Raw genomic sequence first — 23,579 nt, 5'->3', positions numbered from 1 at the left:
CGGCGCCCTCGCTATACTGGGAGCGACTCATGGGCTAAAGCAGCTCGAGTTGTCCCTTCAGCGGGGCGAACGAGCGGCGATGCTCGGGCAGGGGCCCGAGACGCTCCAGCGCGTCCAGGTGTTCGGGCGTGGCGTAGCCCTTGTGACGGGCGAAGCCATACTCGGGGTAGAGGCCATGGAGCGCTACCATCTGGGCATCGCGGGCCACCTTGGCGAGTATCGAGGCGGCGGCGATAGCCGGATGGCGGGCATCGCCCTTGACGATCGCCTGGCCGGGAACATGATGCCCGGGCAAGCGATTACCGTCTACCAGCAGGTACTCCGGCACCAGCGGCAAGGCATCGATCGCCCGGCGCATGGCCAGATGCGTGGCATGGTAGATGTTGAGTTCATCGACTTCGGCATGTGTGGCCTCGGCCACGGCGAAGGCCAGCGCCTTGTCGCGGATCTCGACGTCCAGCGCCTCGCGTCGCTGTGGCGTTAGCTTCTTGGAATCGGTCAGGCCTTCGATAGGACGCAGCGGATCCAGAATCACCGCCGCAGCGACCACCGCGCCGATCAGCGGTCCACGCCCCACCTCGTCGACGCCGGCCAGCAGACGACCTTGGTAGTCGATCGTCAGCGGTGGCAGGTGGCATTCGTTCATGCCTCGCTCCTCTTGCCTTGCGCCTCTGCACTCTGCTCCATCGTTTCGCTCGCCAACGACTCGGGCAGCGGACGCCCCGCGACCACGGCCTCGATGGCCTCGACCGCCTTGGCGCTGGCGTTGCGCTGCAACCCTGCATGCAGGTTGGCAAAACGCGCCTCGAGATCGGCCCGTGCACCGGCATCGTCGAGCATCGTCCCTAGGTGCTCGGCGATCGCCTCGACGCTAGCCGCATCCTGGATCAGCTCCGGCACCAAGGTCTCCTGGGCGATCAGGTTGGGCAGCGAGATCCATGGTATCTTGACCAGGCGCCTCGCCAGCCAGTGTGTCAAAGGCGCCATGCGGTATGCCACCAGCATCGCACGATGACACAGCATCGCCTCCAGAGCGGCGGTTCCGGAAGCTAGCAGCACGGCGTCGCTGGCCACCATGGCCTGGCGTGCCCGACCGTCGAGCAGGATGGTCCGTTCGGCGAGCAGCGGGCGGTGTTCGAGAAGTTGTTCCAGCGCCTGACGGCGTAGCGGGGTCGCGGCCGGTATCACCACCTTTAACGTCGGCCGTTCGCGACATAGTCGCTCGGCAGCATCGAGGAAGGTTTCACCGAGATAGCGGATCTCGTTGGCCCGAGAGCCGGGCAGAACGGCCAGTACCCTATCGTCTGGCGTCAGGCCGAGTTCGCTGCGCGCGCCGTCGCGATCGTTGACCAGCGGCAGCTCGTCGGCCAGCGGATGGCCGACGAAGGCCACCGGCAGCCGATGCCGTTCGTAGAAGGCCGCCTCGAAGGGCAGCAGAGCCAGCATGGCGTCCACCGAACGGACGATTCCCTTGACCCTGCCCTGGCGCCATGCCCAGACCGTCGGGCTGACGTAGTGCATGGTGGTGAGGCCGGCCTCGCGCAGCTGGCGCTCCAGGCCCAGGTTGAAGTCGGGCGCGTCGATGCCGATCATCACGTCCGGCTGCCAGGCCAGCGCATCGGCACGCAGCGTGCGGCGAACGCGAACCAGCTCAGGCAGGTGCTTGAGCACCTCGACCAGGCCCATCACCGAAAGCGTCTCCAGGGGAAAACGGCTGTCGATACCTTCGGCAAGCATGCCGGGACCACCGATACCGCGGAACTGCACCTGCGGATGACGCGCCTTCAGGGCGCGCATCAGACTGGCGCCGAGCTGATCACCGGACATTTCGCCGGCGACGATATAGACACGCGCGATTCCGCTCATATCGTCCTCATCGCCATGAACCCATGCTTATCCTGCGCAGAGGCACCAGCGCCTCCGACACGCCATCGCTCAGCGCACGATGCCGCGAGTCGAAACCTCGATGGAAGCGGCAAAGGCCTCGGTTTCGGGCAGCGAATAGCGGCTGCGGATCTCGTCCAGCGCCTGGGCGACGGTCAAGCCCTGACGGTAGACCAGCCGGTAGCTGTCGCTCAACGCCTTGATCGCCTCGGCCGAGAAACCGCGCCGCTTGAGCCCGACCAGATTGAGACCGTGGACCTGGGCGGGGTTACCGTTGATCATGACGAAGGCCGGAGTGTCCTTGGTGATGATCGAACCGCCACCCGCCATGGCATGGTCGCCAAAGTGACAGAACTGGTGAATCGCCGACAGCCCGCCGAGAATGACGAAATTTCCCAGGGTCACGTGGCCAGCCAAGGTCGCCTGATTGGCCAGCACGCAGTCGTCGCCGATGATGCAGTCATGGCCGACATGGACATAGGCCATGAACAGATTGCGCGAGCCGATAGTGGTTTCGCCACGGTCCTGGGCGGTGCCGCGATGCAGGGTCACCCCTTCGCGGATGACGTTGTCGTCGCCCATTACCAGCCGCGTCGGCTCACCGGAATATTTCTTGTCCTGGCAGTCCTCGCCAACGGAAGCAAACTGAAAGATGCGGGTGCGGGCCCCCAGTACGGTGGGCCCCTTGATGACCACGTGTGGGCCGATGCGGCTGCCGGGCCCGATCTCGACGTCGGGCCCGATCACGCTGAAGGGACCGACCTCGACATCCTCGGCCAGACGTGCCCCGGGGTCGACGATGGCAGTGGTATGTATCAAGAAACCTTCCTCTCCGCACAGATGATATCGGCCTCACAGACCAGCTCACCGTCAACGGTAGCACGACAGGCAAACTTCCAGATGCCGCGCTTTTCACGCTCGACCCTGGCCTCCAGCTTCAGGCGATCGCCCGGCATCACCGGTCGCTTGAAGCGCACGTTGTCGCTACCCACCAGATAATAGACGTAGCCGTCGGCAGGCAGCTTGTTGACGGTTTTGAAGCCGAGAATGCCGCAAGCCTGAGCCAGCGCTTCGAGTACCAGCACGCCCGGCATGATCGGGTGGTGGGGGAAGTGGCCGTTGAAGAATGGCTCGTTGATGCTGACGTTCTTGTAGGCAACGATGGATTCGCCGAGGCTCAGCTCCATGACCCGATCCACCAGCAGGAAAGGGTATCGGTGCGGCAGATAATCACGAATCTCGTTGATGTCCATTACCATCGTAGCGACCTCTGAAATGAAGTAGGGAAGCCATCACGAGCGGCAACGCGTGTCGCCCCGGCTTCCCGAAAAACGCCTGCTCAGGCAGGCGGGAATTATAGCGCCGCCCGATCTCGTCTCAACCCTCTTGGCTGCGCTTCTCCAGCCGGCTCAAGCGGCGAGCCATGTCGTCGAGCTGCTTGAAGCGTACCGCGTTCTTGCGCCACTGGGCATTGGTCATGGCCCCGGTGCCCGATGAATAGACACCCGGCTCGTGGATCGAGTTGGTCACCAGGCTCATGCCGGTGACCTGTACGCCGTCGCAGATCGTCAGGTGGCCCGAGAGACCCACGCCTCCCCCAGCATGCAGTTCCTGCCCACCTTGGTGGAGCCGGCGATCCCAACGCAGCCGGCCAGCGCCGTATGGTCGCCGATGCGCACGTTGTGTGCGATCTGTACCTGGCTGTCTATCTTGACGTCGTTACCGATTACGGTGTCGTCGAGCGCACCGCGATCGATGCTGGAACAGCTACCGACCTCGACGTCGTCGCCCAGCACCACGCCACCGAGCTGGGCGATCTTGTGCCAGCGGCTGCCATCGTGGGCGAAGCCGAAGCCGTCGCCGCCGATCACGCAGCCGCTGTGCAGGATGGCCCGCGCCCCGATGATCACGCCATGACAGACGGTAACGTTGGGGTGCAGCCGTGAGCCGGCGCCGATATGCGAGCCGGCACCGATGAAACAGCCGGCACCAACCACCACCTCGTCTCCCAGCTCCACCCCGCTCTCGACGACGGCATTGGGGCCGATCGAAACCCGCTCACCCAGCACCACGTCGTCCGCCACCACGGCCGCAGGATGGACGCCACCTTGCGGCGCCGCAAGGATGGGGTCGAACAGCTGCGACAGGTGGGCATAGCCAAGATAGGGATTGGCCAGTTCCAGGCGCGCCACGGGGCAGGCGGCGGCATGCTCCGGATGCAGCAGCACGGCACCGGCCCGCGCGTTGGCGAGGTCCTTGAGGTAGGAGCGGTTGGCAACGAAAGCGACCTGGTCGGGACCAGCCTCCTTGAGGGAAGCCAGCCCCCGGACCTGGCGGCTGCCATCGCCGACCAGATGAGCGCCGAGCCTTTCGGCAAGCTCGGCCAGGGTGAATTCGGGAGTAGCAGGGTGCGTCATGGAAACCCGTGTCGACCGCGTGCGGCAGTTGCCGCAATGGATATCAGAGTGAATTGAGAATCTCGATCACTTCACCCGTCAGGTTAGGCAGGTCCTGTTCGGAATGCAGCACGCCCTGGGGCTCCACCAGCACCTTCACGCCGTGCCGCGAGATGACCTGTTCAACGGCCTGATCGAGCTTCGGCTCGGCCTGCTGCAGGAACTCCTGCTCGGCGCGCATCTGCTCTTCCATGATCTGCTGACGCAGCTGCTCGAAGCGGCTGCCTTTCTGCTGGAACTCCTGAATCAGGGATTGGCGCTCGGCATCGGGAAGGCTGTCGCCCTCCTGCTGCAGGCGCTGCTGCAGCTGGGAGAGTTCCTGCCCCAGAGACTGGGCCTCCTGCTGCTGCCCGGCCAGGCGGCTCTCAAGCTGCTGCATGGAGCGCTGGGCGGCATCGGACGCGAGCAGCGCCTGACGCCAATCGAGTACCGCAACCTCGGCCGAGTGGGCCGGCAGCGCCACGATGGCCAGCAGACCCAAGCAGAGAATGGCTGTCAACTTACGCATGTATAACACCTCTTGGCAGGCCGGCTCAGAAGGTCTGGCCCAGTGAGAATTGGAAGAACTGCGTGTCGTCGCCGCTTTCGTCGTTGAGCGGCTCGGCGATGCTGAAGGTCAACGGTCCCACCGGAGTCAGCCAGGAGAGCCCCACGCCGATGCTGTAACGCAGGTCGCCCAGGTCGACCCGGAAGAGCAGCGTGACGGCTCGTCCCCGGGCATCACGTCATAACAGCTGGTCAGGAAGGTGTTGCCGGCGTCTATGAAGAAGCCGGTCTGCAGCGAACGCTGGTCCTCGATGAAGGGCAGCGGGAAGAGCAGCTCGGCGCTGCCTTCGACCAGGACGTTGCCGCCCAGTGTGCGGTCGCGCCCGGACTCGCGCGGCGTGGTGCGCTGGCCCAGGGTGTTGCCGGTGAAGCCGCGTACCGAGCCCAGGCCGCCAGCGAAGAAGTTCTCGTAGAACGGATAGGGATCGCTGCCGATGCTGTCGGCATATCCCAGGGTAGTGCCGAACTTGAGCGCCCAGGTCTCTTCCTCGTTGAGGGCGAAGAGCTGCTGGGCACGCGCGCGCAGCTTGAAGTAGTCGGCATCGCTGCCGGGGGCCGCGGTCTCCAGCGACAGGCGCTGGTAGTTGCCGGAGGTGGGCATGATGCCGCGGTTGAGATTGTTGCGCGTCCAGCTGGCGGTGAGCTTGAGGCTCTGGGCGTTGTCGCCCTGCTCCTCGACGTAGCGCACGATTTCCGAGGCAGTGTCGCGGTAAGTCTTGACCGTCAGGTCCTCGACGCTGGCACCGAAGTTGAGTCGAGACAGCTCGCTGATCGGATAGCCGAAGTTGATCCCCGCGCCGTAGGCGTCGGTGGAGTACGTCGAAATGTCCGAATCCTCGTAATCGGTTTCGCGGTAGAACAGGTTGTAGCCGCGCGAAATGCCGTCTAGCGTCCAGTACGGGTCGGTGAAGCCGAAGTTGACGCTGGTGAAGGTATCGCTTCGCTGGGCGCCGATGTTGACGCGGTTGCCAGTGCCCAGGAAGTTGTTCTGGGCCAGCGCTGCGCCGTAGATCACGCCGGCGCTCTGGGAGAAGCCGATGCTAGCCGAAATCGAGCCGGAGGGCTGCTCCTCCACCGTGTAGGTGACGTCCAGCTTGTCAGGCTCACCGGCCACCGGCTGGGTCTCCACCTCGACCTGGCGGAAGAAGCCCAGTCGCTCCAGTCGACGACGCGACTGGCTGATCGATTCGGTGGAAGCCGGCGCCCCCTCCATCTGGATCATTTCGCGGCGCAGCACCTCGTCCTGGGTGGTGGTATTGCCGATGAAGTTGATCCGCCTCACATAGGCACGCCGCCCCGGCTCGACGTTGAAGGTGAGATCAACGGTCTCGCCATCGGCACGCGGTTCGGGCACCCCGTCGACCCGGGCGAAGGCGAATCCCTCTGCCCCCAGGCGCGAACGCAGCGCCTCGGTGGAGGCGGTGACGTCGCTACGCGAGAAGATCTCGCCGCTCTGCACTTGCAGCAGGTTGCGCGCCTCGCGTTCGCCGATCTGCAGGTCGCCGGCGAAGCGGATGTCGCCCAGGCGGTACTGGCTACCCTCGTCGACGTTGACGGTGACGAAGATCTGCGACTTGTCCGGGCTGATGGAGACCTGGGTGGATGTGATGTTGAAGTTGACGTAGCCGCGATCGAGGTAGAACGAGCGCAGCCGCTCAAGATCGCCGGCCAGCGCCTCGCGGGAGTACTCGTCGCGTGAGAACCAGCCGAAGAAGCGCCCGGGGCGGTCGTTGAGTTCGAACACCTCGCGCAGCTCGTCGTCGTCGAACTGGCGGTTGCCGACGATGTTGATCTGGCGGATCTTGGCAACGGCACCCTCGTTGATGTCGATGTCGACCTGAACCCGGCCTTCGTCAATCTCACGCACGCTGGTTTCGATCCGGGCGCTGTAGCGCCCCTGGGCCTGGTAAACGCCCTCGAGCTCGCGCTGGATGTCCTCGAGCGTGGAGATTTGCAGCACCTGGCCTTCGGCCAGCCCGCCCTCGCGCAGGCCACGGCGCAGGTCTTCCTCGGAGAGGCGACGGTTGCCACTGATGTTGAGCCGCGAGATGGTTGGCCGCTCGACGACCTGGATGACCAGGACGTCGCCGTCGCGGGCGAGCTGAATGTCCTCGAACAGGCCAGTGGCAAACAAGCTGCGGGCTGCCTCGGCAAGCTCGCGGTCGTCTACCCTGTCTCTTGCGCTGATGGGGAAGGCGTTGAAGACGGAGGCGGCGGAAACCCGCTGCAGCCCTTCCACGCGAATGTCGGAAACTTCAAAAGATTGGGCCAGCACCGTACTGGAACCGGCCAGCAGCAGTGCCGCCAGTCCGAGTGTCTTGATATTCATGCAGTCGCTTCGCTCGCGTTGATCCGCCTGCCTGTCCAGACAGGCACCATATACATATGTGCGGGTGACTGACAAGGCAGAGCGAAGCTCTGCCTCCCTGTGCCCCGATAGGGGCGCTTGCTACCAGAGACGCATCAGATCGAAATACAGGGCCATCAGCATCAGCATGCCGACCAGCGCCAGGCCGATGCGCAGCCCAACCGCCTGAGCCCGTTCCGATACCGGCCGGCCGCGCACCGCTTCGACGAAATAATAAAGCAGGTGGCCGCCGTCAAGTACCGGAATCGGTAATAGATTGAGTACTGCCAGGCTGATCGAGAGGTAAGCCAGGAAGCTGACGAAACTCTCCAGCCCGGTGCGTGCCGTATCCCCCGCCATCTGGGCGATGGTGATCGGCCCCGACAGGTTGGTCGGCGAGATCAGCCCCACCAGCATCTTGCGAATGGCACCGAGGGTCAGCACGGTCATCTCGCCGGTACGGCTCATGGCCTGCCCTACTGCCGCCACGGGACCATAACGAATCTCGCGGCGAAACTCCGCGGGCCACTCCACCGGCTCGACGCCGGCGCCAACATAACCGATGGCCGCCCCCGTCTCGATTTCGCGCGAGCCAGGAACCAGCGTCAGTTCGAGACGCTCGTCGCCACGCGCCACCTCGAGCTCCAACGTCTCGCCGGGGCTGGCACGCACTACACTGACGAAATCCATCCACTCATCGACAGGACGTCCGTTGACGGCCAGGATCTCGTCACCCGGCTGCAACCCCGCCTCGGCGGCGGGTTCGCCGTCGATTACCTGGCCCAGCACGGCGGGGAAGCGTGGCTGCCAAGGAGTGATGCCGAGGCTCGCCAACGGCTGCGGCGGGTCCTGGCGCACCAGGTAGTCCTGCACGGGCAGGCGGTATTCGCTCGGATCGGACGAGGCATCGTCGCGCGCCTGGAATACCAGTTCGCCGCTGGCGCCAATGTGAGCGATCAGGCGCAGGTTGATCTCGTCCCAGGAGCGCACGGCACTGCCCTGAACCGAGACGATCTCCTGTCCGTTGGCCAGACCACTGCGGGCAGCCGGCGAGTCAGGCGTCACCTCGCCCACCACCGGCGCCACCGTGGTGGTACCGGCGACGAACAGTGCCCAGTAGGCAACGATGGCGAGCAGGAAATTGGCCAGAGGCCCCGCGGCGACGATGGCGATACGCTGCCACACCGTCTTGCGGTTGAACGCCTCGTGAAGCTGGTCGCCGGGCACGGGAGCCTCGCGCTCGTCGAGCATCTTGACGTAGCCGCCGAGCGGAATCGCCGCCACGGCGAACTCGGTCCCGTGACGGTCGACGCGAGACCAGATCGGTTTGCCGAATCCCACCGAGAAGCGCAGCACCCGGACACCGCAGCGTCGCGCCACCCAGTAATGGCCGAACTCGTGGAAGGTGATCAACAAGCCCAGCACCACGATGACGGCCAGCACGTTCTGGATCAGGCCCAAGACAGCCTCCTTGATAGAACTACATTAGACCGGCACAGACCGGATTAGACCGGCTCAGTGCCTTTCCAGCCATCCACGCGCCGCCTGGCGCGCTCGGGCATCGGCATCCAGGATGGATTCCAGGTCGCCGCCGGCTTCGACCGGCAGCGCCTCGAGAGTCGCGGCCACCAGCTCAGCGATGCCAGGGAAGCTCAACCGGCCTGCCAGGAAGGCATCGACGGCCACTTCGTTGGCACCGTTGAGAACGGCCGGTGCCGTCCCCCCCTCCCTCATGGCCTCGCGAGCCAGCCGCAGGCACGGGAAGGCCACCTCATCCGGCGCCTCGAAATCGAGCCGGGCGATCTGGAACAGATCCAGCGCCTCGACACCGGCCTCGATGCGCTCCGGCCAGGCCAGGCCATAAGCGATCGGGGTACGCATGTCCGGGTTGCCCAACTGCGCCAGCACCGAACCGTCGCTGTAGGCCGCCATGGAGTGGATCACGCTCTGCGGGTGAACCACCACCTGCACCTGCTCGGGCCGGGCATCGAACAGCCAGCACGCCTCGATCAGCTCCAGCCCTTTGTTCATCAGGGTGGCACTATCCACCGAGATCTTGCGCCCCATCGACCAGTTGGGATGAGCACAGGCCTGCTCCGGCGTCACCGTCGCCAGACGCTCCCGCGTCCAACCACGGAAAGGCCCACCGGAAGCCGTCAGCAGCAGCTGAGTCACCCCATGACGGGACAGACCGCCGCGATGCTCGGAGGGTAGACACTGGTAGATGGCATTATGTTCGGAGTCGATCGGCAATAGCGTGGCGCCGTGGCGTGCCACGGCATCCATGAACAGCGCCCCCGACATCACCAGCGCTTCCTTGTTGGCCAGCAGCACGCGCTTGCCTGCGCGCACCGCGGCCAGCGTCGGCAGCAACCCTGCGGCACCGACGATGGCGGCCATCACCACGTCCACCTGCGCCTCGCAGGCTACCTCGACGAGCGCAGCTTCGCCGGCCCGCACCTCGGTGCCCAGGCCCGCCTGGGAGAGGCGCTCACGCAGCCAGGCAGCATCGGCTTCCTCGCCCAGCACCACCACCTCGGGATGATGGCGCAAACACAGCCCCAACAGCGCCTCGCGCGAACGCTGCGCGGTCAAGGCATGCACGCGATAGCGCTCGGGATGACGTGCGATCACGTCGAGCGTATTGGTGCCGATGGAGCCAGTGGCTCCCAGCACCGTCACACGCTGCTGCCGGAGAGGCTCGCTCATGTCACAGCACCCCACGCTACAGAACGCCAAGGGAGAGCAGGGCGAACAACGGCACGGCAGCGGTCAGGCTGTCGATGCGGTCGAGCACGCCGCCGTGGCCGGGCAACAGGTTGCTGGAGTCCTTGATGCCGCGAAAGCGCTTGAGCATGCTCTCGAACAGGTCACCGAGCACCGAGACCAGGGTCACCACCACCGTGGCGAGCGCCAGCCCCAGACCGCCCGCAAGGCCCAGCCCCTGCCAGACGGCGAACACCAGTGCCAGTACCAGCGTCACGCCGATGCCACCGCCGACGCCCTCCCACGACTTGCCGGGGCTGACCGCCGGCGCGAGCTTGCGCCGCCCCCAAGCGCGACCGCTGAAGTAGGCCCCGATATCGGCGCCCCAGACCAGCAACAGGACATAAAGCAGCCAGACGCCACCGGTATCGCGCAATACGTTGAACCCCACCCAGGCCGGCAGCAGCACCCATAACCCCATGATCAGGCGCGTGGCCGTGGAGCGCCACTGCTCACTCCGTGCGGGATACTGAGTGACCCAGTAGAGGTTGGCCACCCAGCCGGCCACCGCCAGCCATAGCGGCCACGTCGCGAACGCAGCCCCGGCCAGCCATAGCACGAGCATCAGCAGCGCCATGCCGGCCACCAGCGCCAGACGGCGCCCCGCCTCGGTCACACCGGCAAGATTGGTCCATTCCCAGGCGGCCAGCAGCACGATGGCGCCAGTAAAAAGAGCGAAGCCCCCCCCGTGAGGCCGAACAGGCCGGCCAGCATCAGCGGCGCCAGCCACGCCGCGGTAATGATCCGCTGTCTAAGCACCTTCGGCCTCGATCTGTTCGTCGGTCATTCCGAAGCGGCGCTGTCTTCGGCGGAAGTCGTCCACTGCCAGGTCGAAGGCATCGCCATCGAAGTCCGGCCACAGCAGCGGCGTGAAATAGAGTTCGGCATAGGCCATCTGCCACAGCAGAAAGTTGGAGATGCGCTGCTCACCGCTGGTCCGGATGCATAGGTCCACCGGTGCCTCGCCGGCCAGGCACAGCTCATCCTGCAACTGGTGCTCATCGATGGCGGCAGGGTCGAGTTCCCCGGCTGCGGCACGTTCGGCCAGACGGCGAGCGGCCGTGACGATGTCCCAGCGCCCGCCATAGTTGGCGGCAACCACCAGGTGCATACGCTGGTTGTCCCGGGTCAATGCCTCGGCCTTGGCGATGTACTTCTGGATCGAGGTGGAAAAGGCGCTGCGGTCGCCGATCACCGAGAGGCGAATGCCGTTGTCATGGAGCTTTTTCACCTCACGCTTGAGGGCGATGAGAAAAAGATCCATCAGCGCGCTGACCTCGGCCTCGGGACGGCGCCAGTTCTCACTGGAGAAGGCGAACAGCGTCAGGGTCTGGATACCGCGCTCGGCAGCGCGCCGGATCACCGCACGCACGGCCTCGACACCCGCACGATGGCCACGAATGCCGGAGAGTCCACGCGCACGCGCCCAGCGGTTGTTACCGTCCATGATGATCGCCACGTGCTGGGGCAGGTCGTCGCCGGGCGGCTTGGGGGCATCTGCGATGCAGAGGTCTGCGCTGGCGTCATGATGTCTCGCAATGGGGATGGAAGAACCGGGCGACAGGTCGCCGCCCGGCGCTGCTCAGACCTGCATCAGGTCGTGTTCCTTCACTTCGAGCTGCTTGTCGATCTCGGCAATGTACTTGTCGGTCAGCTTCTGGATGGCGTCCTCGGCGCGATGCTGCTCATCCTCGGAGATCTCCTTCTCCTTGAGCAGCGCCTTGATGTCATTGTTGGCATCGCGACGCACGTTGCGCACCGCCACACGGGCATTCTCGGCCTCGGAGCGGGCCTGCTTGATGTAGCCCTTGCGGGTCTCCTCAGTGAGCATCGGCATCGGCACGCGGATCACGTTACCGGCACTGGAAGGGTTCAGGCCCAGGTCGGAGGTCATGATCGCCTTCTCGATCTTGGGCACCAGGTTCTGCTCCCACGGCACCACGGAGAGGGTGCGAGCGTCTTCCACATTGACCGAGGCGACCTGGTTGAGAGGTACCTGGCTGCCGTAGTACTCCACGGTGACCGAATCGAGAATGCTGGAATGAGCACGCCCGGTACGGATCTTGTTGAAGTTGGCATGAAGGGCATCGAGGCTCTTCTTCATGCGACTTTCGGCATCTTTCTGGATGTCATTGATCACGGTATCAACCTCTGTCTATCAGCGTGCCTTCCTTGCCGCCCACCACCAGGTTCAGCAGGGCGCCCGGCTTGTTCATGTTGAATACGCGAACCGGCATGTCATGGTCCCGCACCAGGCAGATAGCGGTCAAATCCATGATGCCGAGCTTCTGATCGAGCGCATTATCGTAGCTCAGATGATCGTACTTGACCGCATCGGCGTGCTTCACCGGATCCTTGTCGTAGACGCCATCCACTTTAGTGGCCTTGACTACCACATCGGCATCGATCTCGATGCCACGCAGACAAGCGGCCGAATCGGTGGTGAAGAAAGGATTGCCGGTGCCGGCGGAGAACAATACCACGTCTCCGGAGGTCAGGTAGCGAATGGCCGTGCGACGGTCGTAATGTTCCACCACGCCGCTCATGGGGATGGCCGACATGACCCGCGAGCGAATGTTGGAGCGCTCCAGCGCGTCGCGCATGGCCAGGGCGTTCATTACCGTGGCCAGCATGCCCATGTGATCGCCGGTGACCCGATCCATGCCCGCTTCGTTGAGCGCGGCGCCGCGGAACAGGTTGCCACCGCCAATGACGATACCGACCTGCACGCCGATCCCCACCAGTTGACCGATCTCGAGCGCCATGCGGTCGAGCACCTGTGGGTCGATGCCGAAGTCGTGCTCGCCCATCAGGGCTTCGCCGGAGAGCTTGAGCAGGATGCGCTTGTACTTGGACTTTTCACCGCGGGACTTGTCGGAGCGGGGCTGGGCGGGACTATCGACCTGATCGGGAATGGCCATGGCAACTCTCCTGGGCGCAAGGTGGGATGAAGCAACGCTCTGCTGCGACCGACGTGGCGGCCGGATACGAGAAGGCGTGCGCTCGCGCGCACGCCATCATCGAACTGGAACCTCTGACCTTAGCGGCGGCCAGCCTGTTCCATGACTTCCTTGGCGAAGTCGACCTCTTCCTTCTCGATGCCCTCGCCCACTTCAAAGCGAGTGAAGCCGATCACCTCGCCGCCAGCGGCCTTGACGAACTCGGCCACGGACTGGTTCGGATCCTTGACGAAGGGCTGCTCGGTCAGGCTGTTCTCGGCCAGGTACTTCTTCAGACGGCCTTCGACCATCTTCTCGGCGATCTGCTCGGGCTTGCCGGCCATGTCGGGCTGGGCCAGGATGATCGCCTTCTCCTTGTCGAGCTGCTCCTGGGGCATGTCCTCGGGACGCGCCACGGCCGGATTGATCGCAGCCACGTGCATGGCGACGTCCTTGGCCACCTCGGCGTTACCGCCCTTGAGCAGGGTGAGCACGCCGATACGGCCGCCGTGGACATACTCGCCCACCAGCGCGCCCTCGGGCGCCTCGACCACGGCGCAACGACGCACGCCGATGTTCTCGCCGATCTTCTGTACCAGTTGCTCGCGAGCGCTCTCGAGATCGCCCGCCATCACGGCCGCCACGTCCTCGCTCTTGGCAGCGAAGAAGGCATCGGCCACCTTGTCGGCAAAAGCCTTGAAGTTGTCGTCGCGAGCGACGAAGTCGGTCTCGGAGTTGATCTCGACCACCACACCATAGCTGCCGTCTTCGGCGACACGAGTCGCCACGGTGCCTTCGGCGGCGGTACGGCCGGCCTTCTTGGCGGCCTTCAGACCGGAACTCTTGCGCAGGTTCTCGATGGCGACCTCGATGTCACCACCGGCTTCGGTGAGTGCCTTCTTGCACTCCATCATGCCGAGCCCGGTACGCTCGCGCAGTTCCTTGACCTGGGAAGCGCTGATCGCTGCCATGGTATTCACCTCTCGATAAGTGGAACCCGGTTAGGTTCAACCTGGGAATAAGGGCGCCGGGCCCATGGGCCCGGTGAAATCTCGCCCCGCCGCGGCGGAACGGTAGCGGGCGGCCGAACGAATTGGTCGCCCACCCGGACCGGCGTTGCCGGCCCGGGTGACTCGCCGTTACTCGGCAGCGGCAGTGGCGTCGCCACCTTCACCCTCGGTGACCTCGACGAACTCGTCGGGACGGCCTTCCTTCGCACGCGCGCAGGCGTCGGCGATCGCCCTGACGTAGATCTGGATGGCACGGATGGAGTCATCGTTGCCGGGGATCACGTAGTCGACACCGTCCGGGTCGGAGTTGGTATCCACCACACCGATGACCGGGATGCCGAGCTTGTTCGCCTCGTTGATGGCGATACGCTCGTGGTCCACATCGATCACGAACAGGGCGTCGGGCAGGCCGCCCATGTCCTTGATGCCGCCGATGGAGCGCTCGAGCTTGTCCTGCTCGCGGGTCGCCATCAGGACTTCTTTCTTGGTCAGCTTGTCGAAGGTACCGTCCTCGCGCATGGCCTCGAGGTCGCGCAGACGCTTGATCGACTGACGAATGGTCTTGTAGTTGGTCAGCATACCACCGAGCCAGCGGTGGTTGACGAACGGCATGCCGACGCGGGTGGCTTCTTCCTTGATGATCTTGCTCGCACTGCGCTTGGTGCCGACGAACATGATCTTGTTGTTGGAAGCGGCCATCTTCTCGACCACGTCGATCACCTCGTTGAGGGCCGGCAGGGTGTGCTCGAGGTTGATGATGTGGATCTTGTTACGCGCGCCGAAGATGAACTTGCCCATCTTCGGGTTCCAGTAACGGGTCTGGTGACCGAAGTGTGCGCCCGCCTTGAGCAGGTCGCGCATGTTGACGTGTGCCATGGATGACTCCTGAAAATCGGGTTAGGCCTCCACGCACCCCATGGATCCGACCGCCGGGAAGAACCGCGGCAGCACCCGGGACCATGTGCCGGTACGTGTGTGTTTTCAAGGCTGTTGGATTAACGGCCGGCGCCGTGGGCATCATTGTGCCTCGTGCGGCCCGCTGCCGACGCCTTCGCTGTCATGCCGGCCGCAGGCGAGCCTGGCGGGCGACGATTGCAGGAATGCGCGCGGCTTTATACCATAGTTCGCCAACGAGATGAAGTCGCCCGCCGCCCACGCCGCCCCGTTGTCGGCGCTGCAACCCCTCTGAACCGAGATTTCATGAACATACCCATCAAGACGCCCGACGAGATAGAAAAGATGCGTGAGGCCGGCCGCCAGGCCGCCAGCGTGCTCGAGATGATCGCCCCTCACGTCCAGGCCGGCGTGACCACCGGCGAACTGGACCGTCTCTGCCACGACTATATCGTCAACGAGTTGGGCTCGACGCCGGCACCGCTCAACTATCACGGCTTTCCGAAGTCGATCTGCACTTCGATCAACCACGTGGTCTGCCACGGCATCCCCGACCCGGGCAAGAAGCTCAAGAAAGGCGACATCATGAACATCGATGTCACCGTGAAGACCGCCGACGGCTACCACGGCGACTCCAGCGTGATGCACGTCATCGGCGAGAGCATCCAGGGCGAGCGACTGTGCCGCGTGACCCAGGAGTGCCTGTACAAGAGCATTGCCCTGGTACGTCCCGGGGTGCGCCTCTCCGAGCTTGCCCGTGCCATTCAGCATCACGCCGAAACCAACGGCTACTCGGTGGTGCGCGACTTTTGCGGTCATGGCATCGGTGCCAGCTTCCACGAGGACCCGCAGGTGCTGCATTATGACGGCTACGCGCCCGAAGCCGACGCCACCCTGGCCGCCGGCATGTGCCTGACCATCGAGCCGATGATCAACGTCGGCGGGCACCAGACCAAGGTACTGCGTGACGGCTGGACCGCAGTGACCCGGGACAAGAGCCTGTCCGCGCAGTGGGAGCATACGCTGCTGGTCACCGAGACCGGCGTCGAGGTGCTCACGGCGCGCCATGAGGAAGACTTCTCCTTCCTCGACCACTGAGTCGAGTCGCCATGCTCCTGCACCACTATCGCTTCGCCCCCGACGAATCGCTGTTCGATGCCGAGACCTTCCGACGCGAACTGGCAGGAACTCGCTCCCCCATCGCCCCGTTCAAGGCGGCGCTGCGCGACATCCAGAGCCGGCTCGACGAGCGGTTCCACGCCGGGGCCGACATTCGCGACCTGATACACGGTCGGGCCTGGTGCCTCGACCAGTTGCTCAGCGTAGCGTGGTCGCTACAGGAGTGGCCCGATGACGGCGTGGCTCTGCTCGCCGTGGGCGGCTACGGCCGCGGGGAGCTGCACCCCCATTCCGACGTCGACCTGATGCTGCTGCTCGAGGATGACGACGACACTCCCTACCGTGGGCCGTTGACCGCCTTCATCACCTTGCTGTGGGACATCGGGCTGGAGATTGGCCATAGCGTGCGCTCACTCTCCGACTGCGAACGCGAGGCCGCGAGTGACATCACCATCATCACCAACCTGATGGAGTCGCGCACTCTGGCCGGCCCGGAGTCCCTGCGCGAAGCGATGAAGGCGCGCATCGCCGCCGAGAGCATGTGGCCCGCCGACCGCTTCTTCGAGGCCAAGTGGCAGGAGCAGATCGCTCGTCACCATCGCTTCAACAACTCCGAGTACCATCTCGAGCCCAACATCAAGAGCTCGCCGGGCGGCCTGCGCGATATCCAGATGATCGGCTGGGTGGCCAAGCGCCACTTCGGCAGCCAGCGCTACGAGGATCTAGTGGCGGAAGGCTTCATGAACGATGCCGAGCTGCGCATCCTGAGCCAGGGCCAGGCCTTCCTGTGGCAGGTGCGCTACGCGCTGCACATGCTCACCGGCCGCGCCGAGGATCGCTTGCTGTTCGACCATCAGCGCACCATCGCCGAGCTGTTCGGCTTTCGCGACACGCCCGAGCGCCTCGCCGTCGAGCAGTTCATGAAGCGTTACTATCGCCATGTCACCGCGCTGGCAGGGCTCAATGACATGCTGCTGCAGCACTTCGACGAGGCGATCCTGCGCGACGGAGAGCGACTGGAGACCGTCGCCCTCAACGAGCGCTTCGCGATCGAGGGCAGCTACATCAAGGCGCGCCACCGCTCGGTGTTTCGCGAGCATCCCTCCGCCTTGCTCGAGCTGTTCCTGCTGATGGCCGAGCACCCCGAGATCGAGGGCGTGCGTGCCGACACCATTCGCCTGATTCGCGACAATCGTCATCTGATCGACGACCTCTACCGCGACGACGAACACCACCAGCACCTGTTCATGTCACTGCTGCGTTCCAGCGGCAACGTGGCACGCCAGCTCCGGCGCATGAACCGCTACGGCGTGCTCGGCAAGTACCTGCCGGAGTTCGGCCAGGCCGTCGGGCTGATGCAGCATGACCTGTTCCACATCTACACCGTGGACGCCCATACCCTGCGCCTGCTCAAGTGCATTCATCAGTTCCGCAAACCGCAGGCGAGCGATGACTTCCCGGTAGCGGCAGCGCTGGTGCACCAGTTACCCAAGCTGGAGCTGTTGTGGATCGCCGGGCTCTACCATGACATCGGCAAGGGGCGCGGCGGCGACCATTCGATCCTCGGCGCCCGCGACGTGGAGCGCTTCGCCGAGCGGCACGGCCTGTCGCAACGGGATACCCGGTTAATCAGTTGGCTGGTGGAAAACCACCTGGTGATGTCCATGGTGGCGCAGAAGCGCGACATCACCGATCCCGACGTGATTCGCGAATTCGCCACTCTGGTGGGCGACGAGACCCGCCTGGACTACCTCTACGTGCTGACCGTGGCCGACATCAATGCCACCAACCCGACGCTGTGGAACGGCTGGCGCGCATCGCTGCTGCGCCAGCTCCACGCCGAGACCAAGCGAGCCCTGCGGCGCGGCCTGGACAACCCGCTCGATCGCGAGGAGTGGGTCGCCGAGACCCGCAGCGAGGCGCGCTCGCTGCTGACCACGGTAGGCGCCGACCTGAGCCGGGTCGAGCGCTTGTGGGAACAGCTTGGCGAGGAGTATTTCCTACAGTACGCCCCCAGCGAGATCGTCTGGCAGACCCTGGGCATCCTCGCCCACCGCGAGTCGGCGCTGCCGCTGGTGCTGATAAGCGCCCCCACCGACGACATGTCCGAGGGGGGCACCAAGGTCTTCATCCATACCCGCTCGGTGGACGACCTGTTCGCCGCCACCGCCGCCGCCATGGAGCAGTTGGGACTATCGATTCACGACGCGCGTATCGCCACCTCGAGCAACGACTGGACGCTCAACACCTTCATCGTGCTCGATGACCAGGGCCGTGCGATACGCGACCCGGGGCGCATCGAAGAGATCCGCGCCCACCTGGTCGAGGAACTCGATGACCCCGAGGATTATCCCCAGATCGTCACCCGTCACACACCGCGCCAGCTGCGCCACTTCAAGGTGCCCACCGAGGTGCTGATCGAGCAGGACCCGGCCAACGAGCGCACCCTGCTGGAGCTGACCGCGCCCGACCGCCCCGGCCTGCTGGCCCGGGTAGGCCGCATCTTCATGGAGCAGGACATCTCGCTCTCGGCGGCCAAGATCGCCACCCTGGGCGAACGGGTCGAGGACGTCTTCTTCATCACCGACAAGTCAGGCGCACCGCTGACCGACCCCGAGCGTCAGCAGCGCCTGCGCGAGCGCCTGATCGAAGTGCTGGACGTGGCGGGCTGAGGCGCGCGCCGACAAGTTTGAGGCGAGCCGGGGGCTTCCCTATAATCGTCGGTCTGCCTGCAGACACGACAACGACGCCGCCCCACGGCGCCTGGACACCAATGAACCCCGATCTCGACGCCCTCAAGCCCTATCCGTTCGAAAGGCTTGCCAAACTGAAGTCCGGCGTGACGCCTCCCGAAGGACTCTCACCTATCCCGCTGACCATCGGCGAGCCGCAGCACGCCCCCTTCGGCGCCGCGCTGGAGACCCTCGCGGCGCATCAGCTCGACTTCGCCCGCTACCCGGCCACCGCCGGCATTCCCGAGCTGCGCGACGCCATCGCCGGCTGGGCCACGCAGCGCTTCGGACTCGAGGGGCTCGACGCCGAGCGCCAGGTGCTGCCGGTCAACGGTACCCGCGAGGCGATCTTCGCCTTCGTCCAGGCGGCCCTGGACCGCAGCCGTCCGGCCCGGGTGGCAGTGCCCAACCCCTTCTACCAGATCTATGAAGGCGCCACCCTGCTCGCCGGCGGTCAACCGCTCTATCTCGACTGCCGGGCCGAGAGCGGTTTTCGCCCCGACTTCGATGCCGTACCGGCCGACACCTGGCGCGAGGTGCAGGTCGTCTTCCTCTGCTCGCCGGGCAACCCCACCGGTGCGGTCACGCCGCGTGCCGAGTTCGAGAAACTGATCGCCCTGGCCGATGAGTTCGACTTCATCATCGCCTCCGATGAATGCTACTCCGAGCTCTACCTCGACGAGGGCTCTCCACCACCGGGGCTGCTCGAGGCCTGCGCCGCCATCGGCCGCCACGACTACCGCCGCTGCCTGGTATTCCACTCGCTCTCCAAGCGCTCCAACCTGCCAGGGCTTCGCTCGGGGTTCGTCGCTGGCGACGCCGAGCTGATCGCACCGTTCAAGCGCTACCGCACCTATCATGGCTGCGCCATGTCGCTGCCGCTGCAGCACGCCTCGATCACCGCCTGGAACGACGAGAGCCACGTACGCGACAACCGCAACGCCTATCGCGAGAAGTTCGCCGCGGTGAGCGAAATTCTCGCCCCGGTGCTTGAATTTCCCGCGCCCGAGGCCAGTTTCTATCTATGGCCGGCGGTACCGGGCGGCGACGACGAGGCCTTCACCCGAGCCCTGTTCGCCGCGGAGCATGTCAGCGTGCTGCCCGGCGCCTACATGGGACGCCTGGGCATCGATGGCATCAATCCCGGTGCGGGCCGCGTGCGGCTGGCACTGGTGGCCGAACGCGAGGCTACCGTGGAAGCCGCCCATCGAATTCGCCGTTTCATCGAAAGGAGTGCATGATGGCAACCCTCTTCGTGATCAAGAACTGCGACACCTGCCGCAAGGCGCGCAAGGCCCTGGAAGAGAAGGGACTGCCTTACCAGGTACACGACCTGCGCGAGGACGGCCTCTCCGCGGCGCTGCTCGAGCATATCCTGGCGCGAGTCCCGGTGCTGGAGGCCCTCAACCGGCGCAGTACCACCTGGCGCAACCTCCCCGAGGAGGACAAGCAGGACCTCGACGCCAACAAGGCCCGCGCGCTGATCATGGCCAATCCCACCTTGCTCAAGCGGCCGTTGCTCGATACCGGCGACGAGATACGCGTCGGCTACCGCGACGGCGACTACGACGATCTCAAGGGCTGAAGCCCATCCCCTTCAAGACGTGAGGACACCACATGCTGAGTTTTGCCTTCGGAATCGGCACCCAGAACACCCAGGGCGATTGGCTGGAGATCTACTATCCGGCGCCGCTGCTCAAGCCGGATGCCAGCCTGGTGGAGGCTGTCGGCAAGGTGCTCGACGTTCCCACCGGTAATAGCGCCGTCAGCTTCCTGCCGGAGCACTGTGCCAAGCTTGCCGAGGCGCTCAAGGCAGCGGGCCACGTGGCTCAGGCGGAGCTGGTCGAGGCATTGGCCGCCAGCCAGCGGCCGCTGGTCGCCACCTTCCTGGAAAACGACCTGCCGCCGCAGAGCGCACCCGAGGTCTACCTCAAGCTGCACCTGCTGTCGCATCGCCTGGTCAAGCCGCATGGCGTCGACCTCACCGGCATGTTCGGCCTGCTGCGCAACGTGGCCTGGACCAGCGAAGGCCCGATCGACATCGAGGAGCTGCCCGCCCGCCGCCTCAAGGCGCGCCTGGAGGGGCGCACGCTGTCGGTGGACTGCGTCGACAAGTTCCCCAAGATGACCGACTACGTGGTGCCCAGCGGCGTGCGCATCGCCGACACCGCGCGAGTGCGCCTGGGCGCCTACCTGGGCGAAGGCACCACCGTGATGCATGAGGGCTTCGTCAACTTCAACGCCGGCACCGAGGGTCCGGGCATGATCGAGGGCCGTATCTCGGCCGGCGTGATGGTGGGCAAAGGCTCCGACCTGGGCGGCGGCTGCTCCACCATGGGCACTCTTTCCGGCGGCGGCAACATCGTCATCAAGGTGGGTGAAGGCTGCCTGATCGGTGCCAACGCCGGCATCGGCATCCCGCTGGGCGATCGCTGCACCGTCGAGGCCGGTCTCTACATCACCGCCGGGGCCAAGGTCACCCTGCTCGACGACCAGGGCCAAGAGGTCAAGACCGTGGCGGCACGCGAACTGGCCGGTCAGAGCGACCTACTGCTGCGTCGCAACTCTCAGAACGGCCGCATCGAGTGCCTGACCAACAAGAGTGCCATCGCGCTCAACGAGGCCCTGCATGCCCATAACTGATCCACAGGGGCTCTCCGCGACCCTGCAGCTCGCCTTCGAGCTGATTCGCCGCCCCTCGGTCACCCCCGACGACCTTGGCTGCCAGGCGCTGATGATAGAGCGCCTGGAGCGGCTGGGCTTCCAAATCGAGCGCCTTCCCTTCGGCGACGTGGAGAACTTCTGGGCGACCCATGGCCATCACGGCCCGGTACTGGCCTTCGCCGGCCATACCGACGTGGTGCCGAGCGGCCCCCACGTGCACTGGGAGACGCCCCCCTTCGAGCCCTGCATCGATGACGAGGGCATGCTGCGCGGCCGCGGTTCGGCCGACATGAAAGGCAGCTTGGCGGCAATGATCACTGCGGTGGAGCGCTTCGTCAGCGCCCACCCCGACCACCACGGGCGGATCGCTTTCCTCATCACCTCCGACGAGGAGGGGCCCGCGGTGGACGGCACTCGGGCCGTGGTCGAGCACCTGCGCGAGCGCAACGAGCGCCTCGATTACTGTATCGTCGGCGAGCCCTCCTCCACCGACGCGCTCGGCGATGTGATCAAGAACGGTCGTCGCGGCTCGCTCGGCGGCGTGCTGCACGTCAGGGGAATCCAGGGCCATGTGGCCTACCCGCATCTGGCGCGCAACCCGATTCACCAGGCGCTGCCGGCACTCGACGCGTTGGTACGTGAACACTGGGACAGCGGCAACGACTTCTTCCCAGCCACCAGCTTCCAGATCTCCAACCTGCGTGCCGGCACCGGGGCCACCAATGTAATCCCCGGCGATGTGGAGGTGGTGTTCAACTTCCGCTTCTCCACCGAAGTGACCCATGAACAGCTGCGCTCACGCACCGAAGCGATACTCGATGCCCACGGTCTCGAGTATCAGCTCGACTGGACACTCAACGGCGAGCCTTTCCTGACCGCCGAAGGCGAACTGGTGGAAGCCGCCCTGCACGGCGTGGAAGCGGTGCTCGGCCGCCAGCCCCAGCTTTCGACCAGCGGCGGCACGTCGGATGGACGCTTCATTGCCACGTTGGGCAGCCAGGTAGTAGAGCTGGGGCCACGCAACGCCACCATCCACCAGGCCAACGAATGCGTGCGCGCCGCCGATCTCGACGATCTGAGCCAGGTCTATGAAGCGATCCTGGCCAAGCTCTTCGTCAACGGCACCGCCCAGCCCTGACCGCGCCGAGAGGTTCGCCATGCCAGACTTGCACGAGAGCCCCATGCGCTATCCGGACATTGAGATCTACCTGCGTCAGACCCCATTCGAGGCCATCGATGCCTGGCTCGGCGAAATGCTGGATGCCGCTCCACTGCGCGGCGCCGGGCGTAACAAGTGGCAAACCCGCGGCCATTACGAGGGGCACGAGGTACCGGTGCTGCTGGTGGAAAAAGCTGCCGACGGCTTTGCCAGCCTGTGGTTCGACAGCGCTCACACACCGTGGCCGCGCGACGCCGACTGCGCCCGCGACGCCGCCACCCGGCTCGACTGTGAGGTCCGCTGCTCGCTTGGCGGCTGGCAGCCTGGCGACGACCCCGACCGCTTCTGGCAGGTACTGCCCGACGGCAGCGAAAATGCCATCGACTGGCCCGACTCCGGCCAGTGACCCGAAACGACATCGCCCCGCACGTCAAAACGTGCGAGGCGATGGGTTGTGATAGAGCGGGACTCAATGCGAGAAGCTGCCGAGCGATGACCAGGCTAGGCGGGATTGCTCTTCCCCACGCTTCCAACAACGCCTGGTCGAGCGCAGGCGCTTCGTTCAGGTGATTACCGTGACGTCGTCGGCTTGTAGCCCCCGCTCATTCTCGATCACGTGGTAGCGCACCTTCTGCCCCTCGGCCAGGGTGCGGTGCCCACGGCCGCGAATGGCGCGGAAATGGACGAACACATCCTCGCCGCTCTCACGCTTGATGAAGCCGTAACCTTTGTTAACGTTGAACCATTTGACCTCGCCGATCTCGCGATCGTCGTTCTCGACATCGGCCAGCACTGCAAGCCTGGGACTGAAGGCATGCAGTGTGAGAGTTGCGATCAGCAGCAGCACGAAGGCCGCCGCCGCCACGGCGAAATAGACCGCCGCTACACCCTCGACCTCGAGCATGGCGAACAGCTGGCGTGCCAGATCGCCTCCGGTCAGTGAAATGAACAGTGCGATCAGCAACGGAGCCGGCAGCGCCAGCAGGAGGCTGATCAGCGTACAGCGAATGATAACCTTGCGATTCATGGATCCGTATTGCTCACTTGTTATGTGGAATTGATG

General features: G+C 65.0%; 20 protein-coding genes and 3 pseudogenes. 7 read left to right on the top strand and 16 right to left on the bottom strand.

Features of this window, described 5'->3' with window-relative positions; all coding sequences use genetic code 11:
* Window positions 1-34: 34 nt before the first annotated feature.
* The 15 genes and pseudogenes from rnhB to rpsB all read right to left on the bottom strand — a co-directional run bounded on the left by rnhB (window position 35) and on the right by rpsB (window position 14,824).
* On the bottom strand, window positions 35-646 hold the full coding sequence (rnhB, locus tag EKK97_RS03065; RefSeq protein WP_159548925.1) for a ribonuclease HII: 612 nt from the start codon (window positions 644-646) through the stop codon (window positions 35-37).
* The gene (gene lpxB, locus EKK97_RS03060) at window positions 643-1,866 is read right to left on the bottom strand and encodes a lipid-A-disaccharide synthase (RefSeq protein WP_159548922.1); all 1,224 of its coding nucleotides are present in this window, start codon (window positions 1,864-1,866) and stop codon (window positions 643-645) included. Before lpxB ends, rnhB begins: the two co-directional genes overlap by 4 nt.
* Window positions 1,867-1,935: 69 nt before the next feature.
* Window positions 1,936-2,703, bottom strand: coding sequence for an acyl-ACP--UDP-N-acetylglucosamine O-acyltransferase (gene lpxA, locus EKK97_RS03055; RefSeq protein ID WP_159548919.1), 768 nt, complete (start codon window positions 2,701-2,703; stop codon window positions 1,936-1,938).
* A complete protein-coding gene (fabZ, locus tag EKK97_RS03050) occupies window positions 2,700-3,143 on the bottom strand; it encodes a 3-hydroxyacyl-ACP dehydratase FabZ (protein ID WP_159548917.1) in 444 nt (147 codons plus the stop codon). Before fabZ ends, lpxA begins: the two co-directional genes overlap by 4 nt.
* Window positions 3,144-3,261: 118 nt before the next feature.
* Window positions 3,262-4,301, bottom strand: a pseudogene (gene lpxD, locus EKK97_RS03045) (UDP-3-O-(3-hydroxymyristoyl)glucosamine N-acyltransferase).
* 43 nt (window positions 4,302-4,344) lie between these two features.
* Window positions 4,345-4,848, bottom strand: coding sequence for an OmpH/Skp family outer membrane protein (locus EKK97_RS03040; RefSeq protein WP_159548914.1), 504 nt, complete (start codon window positions 4,846-4,848; stop codon window positions 4,345-4,347).
* Between the two features lie 25 nt (window positions 4,849-4,873).
* Window positions 4,874-7,215, bottom strand: a pseudogene (gene bamA, locus EKK97_RS03035) (outer membrane protein assembly factor BamA).
* 120 nt (window positions 7,216-7,335) lie between these two features.
* On the bottom strand, window positions 7,336-8,694 hold the full coding sequence (gene rseP / locus EKK97_RS03030) for a sigma E protease regulator RseP (protein ID WP_159548911.1): 1,359 nt from the start codon (window positions 8,692-8,694) through the stop codon (window positions 7,336-7,338).
* A 54-nt stretch (window positions 8,695-8,748) separates the two neighbouring features.
* Window positions 8,749-9,942 carry a 1-deoxy-D-xylulose-5-phosphate reductoisomerase gene (ispC, locus tag EKK97_RS03025; protein ID WP_159548908.1) on the bottom strand — a complete coding sequence of 398 codons (1,194 nt, stop codon included), beginning with the start codon at window positions 9,940-9,942 and terminating at the stop codon, window positions 8,749-8,751.
* A 16-nt stretch (window positions 9,943-9,958) separates the two neighbouring features.
* Window positions 9,959-10,758, bottom strand: a pseudogene (locus EKK97_RS03020) (phosphatidate cytidylyltransferase).
* Window positions 10,751-11,503: a polyprenyl diphosphate synthase gene (uppS, locus tag EKK97_RS03015; protein WP_159555664.1), complete on the bottom strand. Its 753-nt coding sequence runs from the start codon at window positions 11,501-11,503 to the stop codon at window positions 10,751-10,753. The pseudogene EKK97_RS03020 and the gene uppS overlap by 8 nt, the downstream one beginning before the upstream one ends.
* Before the next feature lie 78 nt (window positions 11,504-11,581).
* Window positions 11,582-12,139 (bottom strand): ribosome recycling factor, encoded by a 558-nt coding sequence (gene frr / locus EKK97_RS03010; RefSeq protein ID WP_159548905.1) that lies wholly within the window; start codon window positions 12,137-12,139, stop codon window positions 11,582-11,584.
* A gap of 4 nt (window positions 12,140-12,143) precedes the next feature.
* Window positions 12,144-12,920, bottom strand: a complete 777-nt coding sequence (pyrH, locus tag EKK97_RS03005; RefSeq protein ID WP_201296998.1) for a UMP kinase — start codon at window positions 12,918-12,920, stop codon at window positions 12,144-12,146.
* Window positions 12,921-13,039: 119 nt separating this feature from the next.
* Complete coding sequence (gene tsf / locus EKK97_RS03000; protein ID WP_159548902.1) at window positions 13,040-13,909, bottom strand: translation elongation factor Ts; 870 nt, start codon at window positions 13,907-13,909, stop codon at window positions 13,040-13,042.
* A gap of 168 nt (window positions 13,910-14,077) precedes the next feature.
* Complete coding sequence (gene rpsB, locus EKK97_RS02995) at window positions 14,078-14,824, bottom strand: 30S ribosomal protein S2 (protein ID WP_159548900.1); 747 nt, start codon at window positions 14,822-14,824, stop codon at window positions 14,078-14,080.
* A gap of 324 nt (window positions 14,825-15,148) precedes the next feature.
* Between rpsB and map the strand changes: the two genes are divergently transcribed.
* The 7 genes from map (at window position 15,149) to EKK97_RS02960 (ending at window position 22,922) form a co-directional block, all read left to right on the top strand.
* Entirely contained in the window at window positions 15,149-15,940 is a 792-nt protein-coding gene (gene map, locus EKK97_RS02990; protein ID WP_159548898.1) for a type I methionyl aminopeptidase, read from the top strand.
* 11 nt (window positions 15,941-15,951) lie between these two features.
* Window positions 15,952-18,633, top strand: coding sequence for a [protein-PII] uridylyltransferase (locus EKK97_RS02985; protein ID WP_159548896.1), 2,682 nt, complete (start codon window positions 15,952-15,954; stop codon window positions 18,631-18,633).
* A 101-nt stretch (window positions 18,634-18,734) separates the two neighbouring features.
* A complete protein-coding gene (gene dapC / locus EKK97_RS02980; protein ID WP_159548894.1) occupies window positions 18,735-19,934 on the top strand; it encodes a succinyldiaminopimelate transaminase in 1,200 nt (399 codons plus the stop codon).
* On the top strand, window positions 19,934-20,278 hold the full coding sequence (locus tag EKK97_RS02975; protein ID WP_159548892.1) for a Spx/MgsR family RNA polymerase-binding regulatory protein: 345 nt from the start codon (window positions 19,934-19,936) through the stop codon (window positions 20,276-20,278). The genes dapC and EKK97_RS02975 overlap by 1 nt, the downstream gene beginning before the upstream one ends.
* A 32-nt stretch (window positions 20,279-20,310) precedes the next feature.
* On the top strand, window positions 20,311-21,336 hold the full coding sequence (dapD, locus tag EKK97_RS02970) for a 2,3,4,5-tetrahydropyridine-2,6-dicarboxylate N-succinyltransferase (RefSeq protein WP_159548890.1): 1,026 nt from the start codon (window positions 20,311-20,313) through the stop codon (window positions 21,334-21,336).
* Window positions 21,323-22,495, top strand: a complete 1,173-nt coding sequence (gene dapE / locus EKK97_RS02965; RefSeq protein ID WP_159548888.1) for a succinyl-diaminopimelate desuccinylase — start codon at window positions 21,323-21,325, stop codon at window positions 22,493-22,495. The genes dapD and dapE overlap by 14 nt, the downstream gene beginning before the upstream one ends.
* A gap of 19 nt (window positions 22,496-22,514) precedes the next feature.
* The gene (locus tag EKK97_RS02960) at window positions 22,515-22,922 is read left to right on the top strand and encodes a hypothetical protein (RefSeq protein ID WP_201296997.1); all 408 of its coding nucleotides are present in this window, start codon (window positions 22,515-22,517) and stop codon (window positions 22,920-22,922) included.
* 156 nt (window positions 22,923-23,078) lie between these two features.
* Here EKK97_RS02960 and EKK97_RS25295 read toward each other — a convergent pair whose 3' ends face one another.
* The gene (locus EKK97_RS25295; protein WP_159548886.1) at window positions 23,079-23,543 is read right to left on the bottom strand and encodes a cold-shock protein; all 465 of its coding nucleotides are present in this window, start codon (window positions 23,541-23,543) and stop codon (window positions 23,079-23,081) included.
* Between the last annotated feature and the right edge of the window lie 36 nt (window positions 23,544-23,579).

Source organism: Billgrantia tianxiuensis (genome assembly GCF_009834345.1).
In the GTDB taxonomy this organism is placed as follows: Bacteria; Pseudomonadota; Gammaproteobacteria; order Pseudomonadales; family Halomonadaceae; genus Halomonas; species Halomonas tianxiuensis.
Note: the sequence above shows the minus strand (reverse complement) of the source record. Positions and strands in the feature narration are given on the sequence as shown.